Source organism: Herbaspirillum lusitanum, from assembly GCF_026127345.1.
Lineage (GTDB): Bacteria > Pseudomonadota > Gammaproteobacteria > Burkholderiales > Burkholderiaceae_D > Herbaspirillum > Herbaspirillum lusitanum.
In genome coordinates this window covers 78,539-92,450 of the sequence record NZ_QXFG01000009.1, presented here as the reverse complement: position 1 = coordinate 92,450, position 13,912 = coordinate 78,539, and the positions used below count along the sequence as shown (strand labels likewise).

Below are 13,912 nucleotides of genomic sequence, written 5' to 3'. Positions count from 1 at the left end.
GATGGCGGATTCGAACTTGCTCACCCTGCGGGTGGGCGGCCAGATCTATGGCGGCTGGAAGGCTGTCTCGGTGCGGACGAGCATCGAGCAGCTGGCCGGCAACTTTGAGTTGGCGCTCACCGAGCGCTGGCCAGAACAGCCGGTGGACTGGGTGATCGCACCTGGGGAATTCTGCGAGATCCTCATCGGGGACGACGTGGTGATCACCGGGTATGTCGACGTGGTGGCGGTGACCTATGACCAGAACAGCCATGAGATCAAGGTAACCGGCCGGGATAAGGCTGGCGACCTGGTGGACTGCTCGGCGCCGACCACGTCATTCGCCGGCCAGACGCTGGAGCAGATCGCCGAGGCGCTCTGTAAGCCTTTTGGTATCACCGTTTTCGATGAAACGGTGAATGGCAAAAGGCTCTCCACCAAGCAGAAGAAGGCCGGAAAGAAGGGAACGCCGCCGAAGAAGACTCGCGTCAGCGGCAAGGTGCCGCGCCAAGCCTGCCAGGCTGGCGAGACCGTATTCCGAACGCTGGACAAGCTGGCCAGGGGCGAGGGCGTGTTGTTCGTATCTGACCGCGAAGGCGGCCTCGTCATCACGCGGGCAGGCTTGGGCGGTGATTGCGAGACGGTTTTGCAGCACGGCAAAAACATCCTGCAGGCCTCTTTTGAGAACAGCCATGCCGCGCTCTTCAGTGAAATCACGGTCCAGGGCCAGACGGGCGCGCCCGGTGCGGATCGGTTCGATGTGGTTCATTCCGCGCCGAAGGGCACGATCAAGCGGGCGCCTTCCAGCAAGACGGGAAACAGTCAGATCGGACGCTATCGTCCGCTGATCATCGTGGCGGAAACGCAAGCCGATGCCGCACGGTGCCAAAAGCGCGCCGAGTGGGAAGCCTCCAACCGAGAGGCGAAGGCGCGCAAGGTGACCGTCACCGTGCAGGGCTGGCGGGAGGAAGCAACCGGCGAGCTGTGGGAGATTAACAAGATGGTCCGGATTCGCTGTCCCTGGATGCGCCTGGATGACTGGTGGTTGATCTCATCGGCCGCGTTCAAGCTCGATGAAGGTGGCTCCACGACGGTGCTGCAGCTGGTGTCGCGCAATGCGTTTGACCAATTGCCCGAGATCCCGGAGCCCTCCGGTGTGGCGGGCGCAGGCCGATTCAACGTCTTGGGGAAATGATGGACATCTTGGCATTAATAAGAGAAGCAACTGCTGACTTCAAGGCAAAGATCAACCTCATGCTGGGCCGAGGCATTGTCAGCAAAGTCAGTGATGCCGGCGCGATCCAGCTGATTCGCGGCAAGCTCATGGATGGCGAGGATTACGACCAGATGGAGCGGGTGCAGCAGTATGGCTTCACGTCGGTACCGAAGGCCGGCGCCGAGTTCCTCTCAACCTTCATCGGCGGTAACCGGGACCATTCGGTGATCGTGGCGGTAGATGATCGCCGGTACCGCCTACGCGGCCTGAAGGACGGGGAGATGGCGATCTACGACGACCAGGGGCAGAAGGTGCATCTCACCCGCACCGGCATCGTGATCGATGGTGGTGGCAAGCCGATCACGATCCAGAACGCGCCCGAGGTCGATATGAATATCCCCCTGGTCAAAATGGCCGGTGACCTCAAGGTGACCGGCAGCATCTCTGCAGACGGCGATATCAGCGATCACGGAGATAAGAAGATGTCCTCCATGCGCGCCGTCTACAACAACCACGACCACAGCAACCCGGAAGGTGGTCGGGTCGGGAAAGATCAAGGGCAGATGTAATGGATATCGAGATCTTTTGGGACGCCGCCAATCATCGTGGCGACATTGCTGTTCTCAACGGCGACCTGGTCACGGATCACGACATCAAGACCGCGATCCTGATCTCGCTTTTCAGCGACCGGCGTGCGGAGGATGACGACCCCTTGCCTGACGCCAGTTCGTCGAAGCGCGGCTGGTGGGGCGATGCCCTCGGCGGTGCCGGCGAAGGCCGGCGCATTGGCTCCCGCCTCTGGTTGCTGGCGCGGGAAAAGCAATTGGCCGAGGTGGTGGCGAAGGCGAGGGAATACGGGCAGGAGGCACTGTTCTGGCTCGTCCAGGATGGTGTCGTCGATTCTGTCCAGGTCGATGCGCAGATCGTGCGCCAGGGCTGGCTTGGTCTTGCCGTCACGGTCACGCGACCGAAGAAGACGCCGGCCAAGTATCGCTTCGACTTCGCCTGGTCGAATATCAATCAAGGGAGGATGTAATGCCATTTGACAGGCCAACTCTGAGAGAGCTGGTAACGCGAGCGCTCGCCGATATCAACGGCCGGCTCACCGGTGCCGAGGCCCGGCTTTCGGTAGCCACGCTTAATGTGCTGGCCGTGGTGCAATCCGGTGCGATTGATGGGCTGCATGGCCATCTGGACTGGCTCGCGGATCAGCTGATGATCGACCGCTGTGATGAAGATCACCTCGCCCGATACGCCAGCATCTGGAAGGTACCTAGAAAGACGGCGGCGCCGTCAATCGGCTTCGCCTCGGGGAACGCCTTTGCCGCCTTGACTGTGCCAGCCGGGACGCTGATTCAGCGTCAGGACGGGGTGCAATACAAGACCTCTGCTGCGGTCAATCTGGCCGTGGGCGCCGGAGCGCTTCCACTCGTTGCCGTGGTGGCTGGAACGGCGGGCAACACGGCAGCAGGCGTGGGGCTCAAACTCGTCACGCCCATCGATGGCCTGGATAGCAGCATGACCGTGGGCCCCGCCGGTATCACCGATGGCGCCGAGCAGGAAACGGTCGACGCCTGGCGTGCTCGCTTGCTGGAGCGTATTCAGCAGCCACCGAACGGCGGCACCAAATCGGACTATGAGGCTTGGGCGCTGGAGGTTCAGGGCGTGACGCGGGCATGGGTCTACCCGAACGAGATGGGCGCCGGCACCGTGACGGTACGCTTCATGCGCGATAACGATGCCGTGCCGATTCCTGATGCTGCGGCCGTGGCGGCGGTGAAGGCCCATCTGGATGCGAAGAAGCCGGTCACTGCGGATCTGTACGTGGCAGCGCCGACCAGCGCGCCCATCAATTTCCAGTTCACGCAATTGAGTCCGAATACCCCGGCTACGCGCGAGGCGATCAGGGCCGAGCTGGTCGATCTCTTGCGGCGAGAGGCGATCCCCGGCGGCACCGTCAAGCTCTCCCATATCCGGGCGGCCATTAGCTCGGCGGCGGGCGAGGATGACTACACACTGGCAGCGCCGGCAGCGGACGTGATCAATCCCGTTGGAAGCATCGGCACGCTGGGGGTGATCACATGGCCATGACCGCTGAACATTACCAGGCGCAACTGCTGGAGTTGCTGCCGTCTGGCCCAGTGTGGCCCCGAGATCTGGATACCGGCTTGGCGAAGCTACTCTTGGCCAAGGCGGATGAACTGGCCAGGGTGGACGGCCGGGCTGACCAGCTGATCGAGGAGGCGGACCCTCGTACCGCCTCGGAGCTTCTTTCGGACTGGGAGCGCGTCACCGGCCTGCCCGATGAGTGCATGGATCTGGCGTTCACGCCTGACGAGCGGCGTCAGCGCTTGCGCCAAAAGCTGGCTTGGCAGGGCGGACAGTCTGAGGCCTTCTTCATCAACCTGCTTGAGGTGCTCGGCTATCCGGGTTGCACCATCACCGAGTTTCGCCCCTTTCGGGCGTACTCCAAGTGTAACGCTTCACTGAACCAGGGCGGGTGGCGCTATGCCTGGCGGATCAATGTGCCAGGCAGCGTGACTATCCGCACCATGAACGCGACAAGTCCTTGTAACGCGCCGATTCGTCGCTGGGGTGACTCTTCGCTGGCCTGCATTCTCGCGCGCTATCGGCCGGCGCACACCGTTTTGTATATTTCCTATGGAGTTGCAGCATGAAGAGAATTTCTACGGCGACGAAGGTCGCCGACAAGTTTGGTGCCGGTAAGCCCGGTTTCACTAACGGGAATGCTGTTACGGGCGTTCCTGCGACTGATCTGGAGGCGGACTGGTTTGATCATGTCCAGGAGGAGATCAGCCGAGTCATCGAGGCAGGGGGCGGAGCGGTCGACGGCTCGTCTTACACCATGTTGCTGACGGCGATTCAGCAGTTGATCGGTACCATCGCAGTGAAATCGTATTCCATTACTGGCATCCCGAATGTGGATGTCGGACCTATTCTCGTGAAAGAGCTTTGCGAGGTATGGCGTTGGTCAGCAAGCGCCTATTACACCGGCTACCGCAGTCCATTATGCGGCCGGCGAATCTCTGGACATACAGTCGCACCATTGGCGTCTGAAATCGACGCTGTGGGCGGGGTTTTGAGCAAAACCGCATATGCGGCGCTGTGGGGCTACGCTCAGGAAAATGGGCTTGTCGTGACCCAGGCTGTTTGGACAGCGAATATTGGCGCGCATTGGTTTGTAGACGTCGACGCTGCTACCTTCCGGGCTCCCGACTTGCGTAACACGTTTCCCCGTGAGGCAGCGGGCGCGCCTGACGCTGACACGGCTACTGCAAGAGCCCTGGGTTCCTTCAAGGCAGACAGTCTCAAGTCGCACGTCCACGATGTCGGCATTACCACAAGCATCGGCGGGAGGCCAGGCCATACAGTCTGGCAGGTTTCGCCCACCGCCAATGTCACCGGCAGCGACGGCACCGGCAGCACTGGAACCGCTGAAACGGCCCCCAAGCATACGGCCTATTTTCCTCGGCTTCACATTTGAGGTCCTCGTCTGATGTTGCACGACTTCTACCCGTGCTTGGGTAGCTAATCTATGAAAGGTATTTATGAATTCGATAGCCGTGTACCAGGCCGATGCGCTGGGCTTCTTCCTTTATCCCGCCCAGGCCTTCGAGTTGCCGCTGCAGCCGGGCGATTTCAATATCCCCTATGGCGCTCTGCTCGATGCGCCGCCGGCGGCGCCGCAAGGGTTCGTTGCGCGCGTGAGTGAGGGCGAATGGAAGCTGGTCGAAGATCATCGCCGCGACCACCTCTTCTACATGGCGCAGGCGGTCGTGGGCGATGAGCCGGCCATTTTCGCGGAATACACCATCGGCACTGCGGTGATGGTCGACGGGCAAGAACTCCAGTACGACGGCGGCGGTCCGGTACCAGTATGGCTCACGTCGCAGTTGCCCGAAAACGCGCGGGTGCTTGCGCCGCAGCTGGAATAACCATCCTGCAGTGCAGACGTCTGCATAACACGGCCGCCGCTTGGCGGCTTTTTCATTTCTTTCGGGGACATACATGCCAGAACCAACAACAGGGGCAGTGATCGGCGCCGGCTCGGGGGCGTTTGCCGTCGGCACCATCACCATTACAGGGTCATTCCTGGGACTGCAGTACGAGATGCTGCTGGCAGGGCTGGCCGGTGGCCTGGCCATGCTCTCCAGCCTGCCTCCAGTATCTCGCCCACGGGCCGTCATGATCCTGATCACCAGTGCGCTCATGGGCGGCTACGTTGGTCCCATGCTGCACGCCTGGGCCATCCAGTCCGACGCGTTCGCCTGGTCCGGGAAGTATTCAGAGGCGACAAGGCTCTTCAGCGGCTTTCTGATTGGGGCGAGTTCCCAAACAGTGATTCCGCTGGGGCTGGGCTGGGTGCGCACCAAATTCGGAGGGGGCAACATCAACCAGGAGCCGTCCAAATGATCAAGATCATGCTCGCTACCAATTACCTGCTGGTCGTGAATCTAGCGGCCAGCCTCGCGCTCTTCCTCCATTGCGTCTTCGCACTGAATCGAATGAACCATCGCAGCAATCACCTGGTGCGCGCGTGGTACGTCATTTCTGCCCTGGGTGCATTTGGCGTGATTGCCGGGCCGCTGTATGGCTACATCAGCCCGCAACCGGCTGAGGTGATCTCGAACGTCGGGGTGGCTGGCCTGTTGGCCGGTGGGTGGATCTACCGCAACCGTCGCGCAACAGACATAGGAGAGCCGAGATGATACTCACGCTTGCCCAGCTCCAACGCATCATGCCCGCTTCCACGCGGGCATCGTTGTTTTTGGAGCCCCTCAATGCAGCCATGCAGGAATTTGGGATCGATACGCGCCTGCGCATGGCGGCCTTCCTGTCACAGATCGGCCACGAGTCGGGCCAGTTCCATTTCATGGAGGAGCTGGCCAGCGGCGCCGCCTATGACAACCGGGCAGATCTCGGAAACACCAATCCGGAGGCGATCCGGATCGCGTCTGCCCACGGCTCGACGCCGGGCCGCTTCTGGAAAGGGCATGGCCCGATCCAGATCACCGGCTACCTCAATCACCTGGCCGCCATGATGGCGCTGCACGTGGATTGCGTGGAGCAGCCGCGCCTGTTGTGCGAGCCGGTCCACGGTTGTCGCGTTGCCGGCTGGTTCTGGTCAGTCAATGGCCTGGCCAAATGGGCTGATGCCGGCGACATCGATGGTGTGAGCGACGTGGTCAACCGGGGCAAGAAAACGGCCGCCATCGGTGATGCCAATGGCTTTACCGAGCGCAAGGCCATTTGGGAGCGTGCGCTGGAGGTTATCCCATGAACCGAATTCAGAGCTTCGGCGCTGTCGTGCTCGCCCTCTGCCTGGGCCTGATTGGCGGTTACCTATGGGGTGGCCACCGCCAGGCGCAGATCGATGAGGGGAGGGCGGCGGAGGTCAGTGAGCAGCATGCGCTTGCCCTGGCCAGCGCCACCGAGCGGTACCGAGAAGCCGAGCGCGGAGGCCAGCAAGCCTTCGCCAACATGACGGCCGCTTTTCAAAAGGAGAAAGACGATGCAAAAAAACGGATGGATGTTTTGCGTGATGAGCTGCGCACTGGTGCTGTGCGGCTGTCAGTCGCCGTCGACGCGGCTAGTGCAGCCGCCGCTACCCAAGCTGCCGCCGCTGGGGATCGAGAAGCGCGAGCCGACCTTCTGCCAGCGGCTGCTGGGCGAATTCTCGATTTCGCCCTCGAAGGCGATGACATCGTGCGGGACCTCAACGCCTGCATCGACAAGTACCGCCGTGCAGAGCAGATGATCAGCGACCTGCGTATGGAGAATTGACGCAGATCTGTTTGTAGCTTTCTTTTGACGGTAACTGCGCTATGCCCCTGGCCTTTGTAGGGCAATGGGCATAGCTTATTTAGTAGAGGCAGTCGAAGTCGAGGGAGTTATAGGCCTTAGCTTATTTCGTCGTTTTATCGGCGGAAGCCAATAAAAGGCGAAATTGTGTGTTTCAAAAGAGCCTATTTTTCTCCCGTGATCGAGCAGATGAGATATTCCTTTGCAACGAAAATCGTTCTCACGCCGTTGTAACCGTCATTCAGTCGGAATTCGGTTGTCCCATTGCTGAGCATGATGGTTCTGATCGAGGAGCTCGTTGCTTCTTTGACTGTAATGACGCCCTGCGGATTGGTGCACGTCAATTGGCAGCCAGAGTATGAACAGTTACGCACGACATCGCTCACCGGCGGTGCAATATTGTTCTGTGCGAAGGAGCTAGAAGCTAGACCAGTAAACAGTAAACCTGATATCAAACGTTTCATTTGACTTTTTATAGTTGATTTGAGGAAACTTAATGTATCAGAAATTTCTTGCACCTTGAAGAAAACTTTCGCTTTTCTTGCGGCGCCTGAGCGTAGTCCCAAGAAGTAGATGTTAATTCAATATGTTGTGCCGAGGAGGTATAGCTGGGAAGCAGACCAAGTCTGATTTTGCCCTGTGATACCATCTGGTCAACTTGAGGCAGACAATGCAACCTTTACCGAAAACAATAGCGAATTCCCTGATCCAAGAATTGGTCGAGAAAGTATCTCGGAGCCGATATTTCTTGGAGGAAGATTTTGCGTGGCATCAGATGGTGCGCAAAGCTCGTCCTTTGCAGAGCGAGCGGCGCTATCAGTGGGATGGTGTCATGGGGCTTCTCTACACGTATGTTATGAGATTCGATGAGGCTGAATCCTGTCTTAGAAATAGCCTCGCACTGCATGGCTCCGATGTGCCTGTGCTTAATTTGATGCAAGGCCTCATTGAGGCTGGGAGATTCTTGAAGGCGCAGGAGCATTTTTCCTCCTATGGGCGGCCGAATCGAGGATCATTTACGATCCTGTTGCCGTTGGCGTTGGAGTGTTGCGCATTTAGGGTTCTTAGCTCCTACATTGATGAGGCTGAGAAAATGAATCTCGAGATTCCTGATATTCACACTCCACTGCGATCAGTTATTAGGCTTTTAGATCAGCATGGCATTTCCGATCAGGATATTGCTGCGCACATGGAGGCCGCAGCTGAAGTGCTCAGAAGGCGCCGAATTAGAGTTGTTCTGAAGCGCTCCCTGGCGGGTAGTGAGCAGGCCCCTGAATTGTTTACGGTATGTTTTGTAGTGCCGCTTGAGCCTGCAGAGATTTTTAAAATGAATATTGAACTAGCTGAGCTTGAGGATGAGTTGCAGATCAAGAAAAGCTTAGTTTTCGATGTTGCCTTCGTGCAGGCCAATAAGTCAGATGTCTACACCGATGGTAGTGCGGTCAGTTTTGCTGAAGAAGAATAAAGATGCCGGTAAAGCCAAATGAAAGTCTGGTGGTAGCCCAGAATCTACGAATCGCAGAGGATAATGAAGCGGGTCGCCGTGGGGTGGCTAGCCGCGCCTATTACGCAGCCTTTCATGCAGCTTACTCTTATCATCTGTGCCTCAAGGTCCCAGGTTCGGTAGGGGCAGCGCGCGGGCGGCACGAGCAGTTGCTTGCGCAGCTCGCTATGCCGATGGTTCCGAAAACAGATCCCAATTACGGGATATCTAAAGGGCTTGCAAAGTCTCTCCGATTGGCATACGCCCATCGCATTACTGCTGACTACTCGCCGGATGAGATTTTCCCCGCTAGCTTTGCGGATGATGCTTTGAGTGCGGCGGTGATTGTTGTTGCTGAATCTTTTCGGGCTATAGAACAAGAGCAGAAGCGAATCCGTACCATAGGTTGACCTGGCTTGTTATGGGCTCCGGTAGTGGCATGCGTGGCGCATATATGCATTTTTTGAAGTTATTTGATGTGAATATGCAACATTTTTAGGTTGTCTACTTAATGCGAAACGGTAGATAACGGACAAATTCCGCCCCCACGTCCGTCAACCCTAGACGAGTTCGAGCTACATAGCCGGGTTCCAACAGCCGCCCGCCTCATTTTTTCTTGCGTTATTTGCGATAGGCGGACTTCGTTCATTAAAGACGCGTCCGCGTTCGCGGGCATTTTTTGGCGTGATCGAAGTGGTTGCCAAATGTCGCTCAACAGCGACATTTTTGATGCTTTTTCGGAATTTTCCTGACGCAAAGTGGTCATACTTGTTCTTCTGGCTTTTAACTTGTGCCGAGAACGTAATGGAATTCATTGACCGGCAGTCATTTACAGTACTTGTTGCCGAAGACAACCCCGATGCGCGGAGCATTTTCGCGGATGTGCTGCAAATGTCTGGCTATCGAGTCGTGACTGCAGCAAATGGTGCGGAAGCTCTGCGGATTGTGCGGGATGGAGGAGTGCATGTAATTTTGACGGACATGCGTATGCCGGTAATGGATGGCCTCGATTTGGCGATGGTGGTCAGGAATGAGCTATCTCATATTCCAATTGTTTTGCTAAGTGCCACGCCATTGCCAAATACCTGGGCTGTTTTAAATGTCTTCGCGGCCTCGCTGGTGAAGCCCTGTCCAATAGAGGATTTGGTCGCTGCAATTGATCGCCAAGTTCAGACAATCTGATGGCCGTTGCCTGACCCAGCCAAAAGGCCACATGAGCCGGCATTTTTTATTGCCGGAAGCGACCCGACGCGGACCTTTCATACTTTGCTTGTATTTTTGGAAACATGTCCATTTTCAGCAAATTTTGAATGGTAGATAACGGACAAATCCTGCCCCCGCAACCAAGATTCAGGCGAAAGCCCCGACTTCCCAAAAGGATCGGGGCTTTTTGCTTTGTGGCACGGATGGTGATTGCTTGCGCCGTCACGTCGTCATCGTGAAATCACTACGCCGCACAAACAAAAAGCCACGCGAACGTGGCTTTTTTCATTTTCGATAATTCCCATTCCCGACATCGCCAACATCGCCGGCATCGCTGCCGGCGCGCAATCATGCCGTGACTTTGGCGCCGTCGCTTTGCACGATGGCGGTGGCGCCGTTGGTTTGCTTGGTTGCCGTGTTGGTGTCGGTCTTGATGTCGCCGCCGGCGTTGGCGACCAGCTTGGCGAAGTCGACGGTGGATTTGCGTTTGGATGCAGCTTGCTGTTGCGCGTGGACATTGGCGGCAGCAGTGCTCGACGATACGGTGTTGGTCATGTGGTCACCCCTATAAAAACTAACGGACAAAAAGCGAACGGACGAATTCTGTGTTCTGTTCCAGCGAAGCCAGTATAGGGGAGGAAATTCGCGCGCTTGACGTCGTGCGGGGAAACTTACACAGCTTTACGAGCGTGAAGAGGCGGCGTCTTTTCCTTGCAACTGCACGATGGGCGAGCTTGCGTTGAAATCATTCTCGTCATGGTCATCGATCTCCAGCGCCAGCATGGTTTCGTAAGCTTCGACGGCGGCGCGGCGGTAGGCGGGCGAGTTGCGGCGGTGTTCGGCTGCGGTGAGTTGCTGCGCGGGTTTGCGTGCGGCGGGCGAGGGGGAAGTCGCGCGACGTGACGCGGAGGAGCGTGTCGGCAGCGGGGCAACCGGACGCGTGAGCCAGGTCACAAAAACAGGCAACAGCAGGATCGGCCAGATCAGGAAAATGAATTGCATGACATTCTCGGAGCGTGAAAGAGATGCTTGCATTGTCCCGGGTCAGCGTGTCGCGCAATATAGGAAAAATCTCAAACTCACATGCCCGGTGTGGGCGTGCAACCCATTGCACGGCGACAAGAGAGGGCAAGGCGGCGGCGATTGTGTTTCAATGGCGGTTCCCATTTTTTTGAGAGACCGCGATGAATTCATTGCGCTACGCCGCGCGCCTGAGTGTACTGTTGCAAGCCTTCGTATTGATGCTGCTGCTGGCGGGCTGTCAATCCATGTCGACTACGCCGAACGATGCCGCCCGGCAGAAAATCGACGGTTTGCTGACCCTGATCGATCAACGTCTCGACGTGGCCGTGAAGGTGGCGCAGACGAAGTGGAATTCCGGCGCGCCGATCAATGATCCCGCACGCGAGCGCCAGATCCTCGATGATCTCACGGCGTCGCTGAAGACTGCGGATACGCAAGAGAAGTCATTCATGCGCCGCTTCTTCCAGGCGCAATTCGATGCCGGGAAAATCATCCAGGCGGCATTGCATGCGCAATGGCGGCAGGAAGCGCACGCACGTTTCGCCAGTCCGCCCGATCTGGCGCGCGACATTCGCCCCGAACTCGACCGGCTGACACCCTTGCTGATTGATGCCCTGGGTCAGGTGCGGCCGTTGTTGCAACAGCCGGATGCCAAAACTTATCTACGGCAGCGCGCCGATGTGCTGGTGCGCGGCGACAGCAACGGCGTGGTACGCGCGGAGGCGCTGCGGGTGTTGCTGGAGTAGCTGTCAGGTAGTCCCGGCAAGCGTTGCTTCAGCGCTTGCTCTGTCCGGCGCAAGCCTTGCGGCGCGTCGCCAGGCTTGGCATGGCGACGATGTCGCTGCGCTGCATGCACACGTCATAGCCTTGCGCATAGGAAGCAAATTCGGCGCGCGCCTGATCCTTCGGCAGCGTCACCAGGCGACCGATGAAATCGCGGCTGCCGATTTCAAAATGCTGATAGTCGATTGGCTGTTTCCAATACCCGCCCCAGACCAGGAAGCCGTGCCGGAAGAAGACTTCCAGCACTTGCTCCGCCATGCCTGGCCTCAGCTTGCGCGAACTATACGCGCTCGCTGCGGATGGCTGCACCCTGGTCTGTCCTGCGGCATCTTTGCCGATGTAGGGGTTCTGCAAGGGATTTATGTCGATCGCGACGCCGTAGGCGTGCTTGGACCAGGCGCCGCCGCCGGTGATCGGACGACCGTTGAAGGCTGAACTGTTGTTGTGCTCCATCGACACTTCGTCGTCGCCGTGATAAATCTCCATCGGCTGCGCCCGCTGCAGCGGGAATTTGCGTTCCAGCAGTTCATTGAAAATCGCTTGCACTTGCGGCGCCACGGCGTCGAGTACGACCACGCTGCCGTCATCATGCAGTTTGCCGCCGAAGTCGCGATAGGAAAACGAAACCAGCACGAGACGCTCGCAAGGCACGGGATTGGCCGCGCTCAATACTTGGTTTTCTTGCATTATTGCGCATTGCCGGTTTGTCAACGGAGTGACGTCGGCCAAGGCAATCCCGCTTGTGGCCAGGCCGCAGGCAGTAAGGAGAGCGGAAAAGAAAAAATGGTGCAACAACACGGGGGCGCAAGGACGCATGAGCGGTGAAAAAGAAATTATCGGGAGGTTTTGTTGCGGATACTTACGCAAAGATGCGCAATTCTCCTACAAGATGACCGCGACGGGGCGGGAACGATTGAATCCGAGAACATCTAAATTTGTGGAGGTAGCAGGGACTTGCCTGGACCTGTCGTACCCATTCGTGTTCAACAACTCTTGGAGGCAACTATGTTAGTACGCCATGCAGTCTTAGCTTCAGTCATGTTCACGGCTCTTCTGGCCGGTTGCAACAAGCGCGATGAAGCGCCCGCCACACCGGCGCCGGCGACCGATTCGAGCGCGACCCCCGCGCCGGCAACGCCAACTCCGCCGGCGATTGCGCCGCCACCGGCAGCACCGGCTACTCCGGCTGCGCCACCACCGGCTGACGCAGGCGGAACCGGCGACAAGAAGCCCTGACAAATTGGGGAAGCAGGAACGCGATGATGCCGGATGACTCCGGCACGCGCAGTCTTCAGCGAAAGTTGAAGATATTGGACAAGGGTTTGGAAGAAGTGCGAACTTTGTCCGCAAGAGGGAATCCTAAAAATGGTTGAACTGTTCCTTCAACCTCCCTCTTGAAAGGGATTTTGACCCGCGGCACAGAGTCTGCGGGTCTTTTTTATGGGCGAACGGTTTGTGATGTTCGCCCATGGAGTCGATCAGATCCTCAGAACGCCGGCACCAGCGAACCCTTGAATTCGCTTTCGATGAAACTGCGCACTTCCGCCGATTGATAGGCCTTCACGAGCTTCTTCGCCCATGGCTTGTCCTTGTCTTCGGTGCGCGTCACGATCAGGTTGGCGTAGCGCCCCTTGGCGTCTTCCACCGCGATGGTGTCGCGTTGCAGGGACAGGCCGGCCTTGACCGCGTAATCGTTGTTGATCGATGCCGCGGCCAGGTCGTCGAGCGAGCGCGGCAACTGCGCAGCGTCGAGCTCGATCAGTTTCAGTTTCTTCGGATTCTCGATCACGTCGAGCGGAGTCGCGTTGATGCCTTTTTCACCGACACCCGGCTTCAGTTTGATCAGGCCGTATTTTTGCAGCAGCAACAAGGCGCGGTTGCCATTGGACGGATCGTTCTGGATGCCGATGCTGGCGCCTTGCGGCAGTTGATCGACGGATTTGTATTTCTTCGAATAGATGCCCAGCGGCGCCGTGATGGTCAGGCCGACCGGCGTCAGTTTGTAGCCGCGCGCCTTGATCTGACTGTCGAGGAAGGGCTGGTGCTGGAAGGCATTGGCGTCGAGGTCGCCGGCGTTGAGCGCTTCGTTGGGCTGCAGGTAGTCGCTGAAGGTGACGATCTGGATATCGAGGCCATCGCGCGCGGCGACTTTCTTGACCACTTCAAAAGTCTGCTCGGCGTTGCCGACCGAGACGCCTACCTTGATCTTTTGCTTGTCCTGTGCCGACACGGCATTGGCGACCAGCGCCAGCAAAGCGAATAATACGGAAACCGACCAGCGACGCATTTTTTCTCCCGAGGATAGGTAAATTGCTGGCGCCCTGAATGGGCGAGGCGAGCAAGGCGCGATGGTCACATATCCCCTTGCGCGGGAGAACGAAGGATTTCGCATGTCGATATGC

General features: G+C 58.0%; 21 protein-coding genes. 16 read left to right on the top strand and 5 right to left on the bottom strand.

Going from position 1 to position 13,912, the window contains the following annotated elements:
- Window position 1 precedes the first annotated feature (1 nt).
- The 11 genes from DXT88_RS14065 to DXT88_RS14015 all read left to right on the top strand — a co-directional run bounded on the left by DXT88_RS14065 (window position 2) and on the right by DXT88_RS14015 (window position 7,000).
- Window positions 2-1,174, top strand: coding sequence for a phage baseplate assembly protein (locus DXT88_RS14065; protein ID WP_265214335.1), 1,173 nt, complete (start codon window positions 2-4; stop codon window positions 1,172-1,174).
- Window positions 1,171-1,764, top strand: a complete 594-nt coding sequence (locus DXT88_RS14060; RefSeq protein WP_265214333.1) for a phage baseplate assembly protein V — start codon at window positions 1,171-1,173, stop codon at window positions 1,762-1,764. Before DXT88_RS14065 ends, DXT88_RS14060 begins: the two co-directional genes overlap by 4 nt.
- Window positions 1,764-2,231 (top strand): phage GP46 family protein, encoded by a 468-nt coding sequence (locus tag DXT88_RS14055; RefSeq protein WP_265214332.1) that lies wholly within the window; start codon window positions 1,764-1,766, stop codon window positions 2,229-2,231. Before DXT88_RS14060 ends, DXT88_RS14055 begins: the two co-directional genes overlap by 1 nt.
- Complete coding sequence (locus tag DXT88_RS14050) at window positions 2,231-3,286, top strand: baseplate J/gp47 family protein (RefSeq protein ID WP_265214331.1); 1,056 nt, start codon at window positions 2,231-2,233, stop codon at window positions 3,284-3,286. The genes DXT88_RS14055 and DXT88_RS14050 overlap by 1 nt, the downstream gene beginning before the upstream one ends.
- Window positions 3,277-3,873 (top strand): YmfQ family protein, encoded by a 597-nt coding sequence (locus tag DXT88_RS14045; protein WP_265214329.1) that lies wholly within the window; start codon window positions 3,277-3,279, stop codon window positions 3,871-3,873. Before DXT88_RS14050 ends, DXT88_RS14045 begins: the two co-directional genes overlap by 10 nt.
- A complete protein-coding gene (locus DXT88_RS14040) occupies window positions 3,870-4,700 on the top strand; it encodes a phage tail protein (protein WP_265214327.1) in 831 nt (276 codons plus the stop codon). The genes DXT88_RS14045 and DXT88_RS14040 overlap by 4 nt, the downstream gene beginning before the upstream one ends.
- 64 nt (window positions 4,701-4,764) lie before the next feature.
- On the top strand, window positions 4,765-5,151 hold the full coding sequence (locus DXT88_RS14035) for a phage tail protein (RefSeq protein ID WP_265214325.1): 387 nt from the start codon (window positions 4,765-4,767) through the stop codon (window positions 5,149-5,151).
- A gap of 73 nt (window positions 5,152-5,224) precedes the next feature.
- On the top strand, window positions 5,225-5,629 hold the full coding sequence (locus DXT88_RS14030; protein ID WP_265214323.1) for a restriction endonuclease: 405 nt from the start codon (window positions 5,225-5,227) through the stop codon (window positions 5,627-5,629).
- Window positions 5,626-5,925: a hypothetical protein gene (locus DXT88_RS14025; RefSeq protein ID WP_265214321.1), complete on the top strand. Its 300-nt coding sequence runs from the start codon at window positions 5,626-5,628 to the stop codon at window positions 5,923-5,925. The genes DXT88_RS14030 and DXT88_RS14025 overlap by 4 nt, the downstream gene beginning before the upstream one ends.
- Entirely contained in the window at window positions 5,922-6,497 is a 576-nt protein-coding gene (locus tag DXT88_RS14020) for a glycoside hydrolase family 19 protein (RefSeq protein WP_265214319.1), read from the top strand. Before DXT88_RS14025 ends, DXT88_RS14020 begins: the two co-directional genes overlap by 4 nt.
- Complete coding sequence (locus DXT88_RS14015; protein WP_265214317.1) at window positions 6,494-7,000, top strand: lysis protein; 507 nt, start codon at window positions 6,494-6,496, stop codon at window positions 6,998-7,000. The genes DXT88_RS14020 and DXT88_RS14015 overlap by 4 nt, the downstream gene beginning before the upstream one ends.
- A 182-nt stretch (window positions 7,001-7,182) precedes the next feature.
- Here the strand turns inward: DXT88_RS14015 and DXT88_RS14010 are convergent, their stop codons facing one another.
- Window positions 7,183-7,584, bottom strand: a complete 402-nt coding sequence (locus DXT88_RS14010; protein ID WP_265214315.1) for a hypothetical protein — start codon at window positions 7,582-7,584, stop codon at window positions 7,183-7,185.
- 104 nt (window positions 7,585-7,688) lie between these two features.
- On the opposite strand from DXT88_RS14010, the gene DXT88_RS14005 reads away from it, so the two are divergent.
- From DXT88_RS14005 to DXT88_RS13995, 3 genes are all read left to right on the top strand, one after another.
- Complete coding sequence (locus tag DXT88_RS14005) at window positions 7,689-8,483, top strand: hypothetical protein (protein ID WP_265214313.1); 795 nt, start codon at window positions 7,689-7,691, stop codon at window positions 8,481-8,483.
- A 2-nt stretch (window positions 8,484-8,485) separates the two neighbouring features.
- The gene (locus tag DXT88_RS14000; RefSeq protein WP_265214311.1) at window positions 8,486-8,911 is read left to right on the top strand and encodes a hypothetical protein; all 426 of its coding nucleotides are present in this window, start codon (window positions 8,486-8,488) and stop codon (window positions 8,909-8,911) included.
- A 394-nt stretch (window positions 8,912-9,305) separates the two neighbouring features.
- The gene (locus DXT88_RS13995; RefSeq protein ID WP_265214309.1) at window positions 9,306-9,683 is read left to right on the top strand and encodes a response regulator; all 378 of its coding nucleotides are present in this window, start codon (window positions 9,306-9,308) and stop codon (window positions 9,681-9,683) included.
- 369 nt (window positions 9,684-10,052) lie between these two features.
- Here the strand turns inward: DXT88_RS13995 and DXT88_RS13990 are convergent, their stop codons facing one another.
- Window positions 10,053-10,259: a hypothetical protein gene (locus DXT88_RS13990; protein WP_053198463.1), complete on the bottom strand. Its 207-nt coding sequence runs from the start codon at window positions 10,257-10,259 to the stop codon at window positions 10,053-10,055.
- Window positions 10,260-10,385: 126 nt separating this feature from the next.
- Window positions 10,386-10,706, bottom strand: a complete 321-nt coding sequence (locus tag DXT88_RS13985) for a hypothetical protein (RefSeq protein ID WP_265214305.1) — start codon at window positions 10,704-10,706, stop codon at window positions 10,386-10,388.
- A gap of 182 nt (window positions 10,707-10,888) precedes the next feature.
- Here DXT88_RS13985 and aroQ point away from each other — a divergent pair, with 182 nt between their 5' ends.
- Complete coding sequence (aroQ, locus tag DXT88_RS13980) at window positions 10,889-11,473, top strand: gamma subclass chorismate mutase AroQ (RefSeq protein ID WP_265214303.1); 585 nt, start codon at window positions 10,889-10,891, stop codon at window positions 11,471-11,473.
- A gap of 28 nt (window positions 11,474-11,501) precedes the next feature.
- Here the strand turns inward: aroQ and DXT88_RS13975 are convergent, their stop codons facing one another.
- Window positions 11,502-12,197, bottom strand: coding sequence for a M15 family metallopeptidase (locus tag DXT88_RS13975; protein WP_265214301.1), 696 nt, complete (start codon window positions 12,195-12,197; stop codon window positions 11,502-11,504).
- A gap of 351 nt (window positions 12,198-12,548) precedes the next feature.
- On the opposite strand from DXT88_RS13975, the gene DXT88_RS13970 reads away from it, so the two are divergent.
- Window positions 12,549-12,746 (top strand): hypothetical protein, encoded by a 198-nt coding sequence (locus tag DXT88_RS13970; protein ID WP_238534049.1) that lies wholly within the window; start codon window positions 12,549-12,551, stop codon window positions 12,744-12,746.
- A 250-nt stretch (window positions 12,747-12,996) separates the two neighbouring features.
- Here the strand turns inward: DXT88_RS13970 and DXT88_RS13965 are convergent, their stop codons facing one another.
- Window positions 12,997-13,797: a MetQ/NlpA family ABC transporter substrate-binding protein gene (locus DXT88_RS13965; RefSeq protein WP_265214299.1), complete on the bottom strand. Its 801-nt coding sequence runs from the start codon at window positions 13,795-13,797 to the stop codon at window positions 12,997-12,999.
- Window positions 13,798-13,912: the final 115 nt, after the last annotated feature.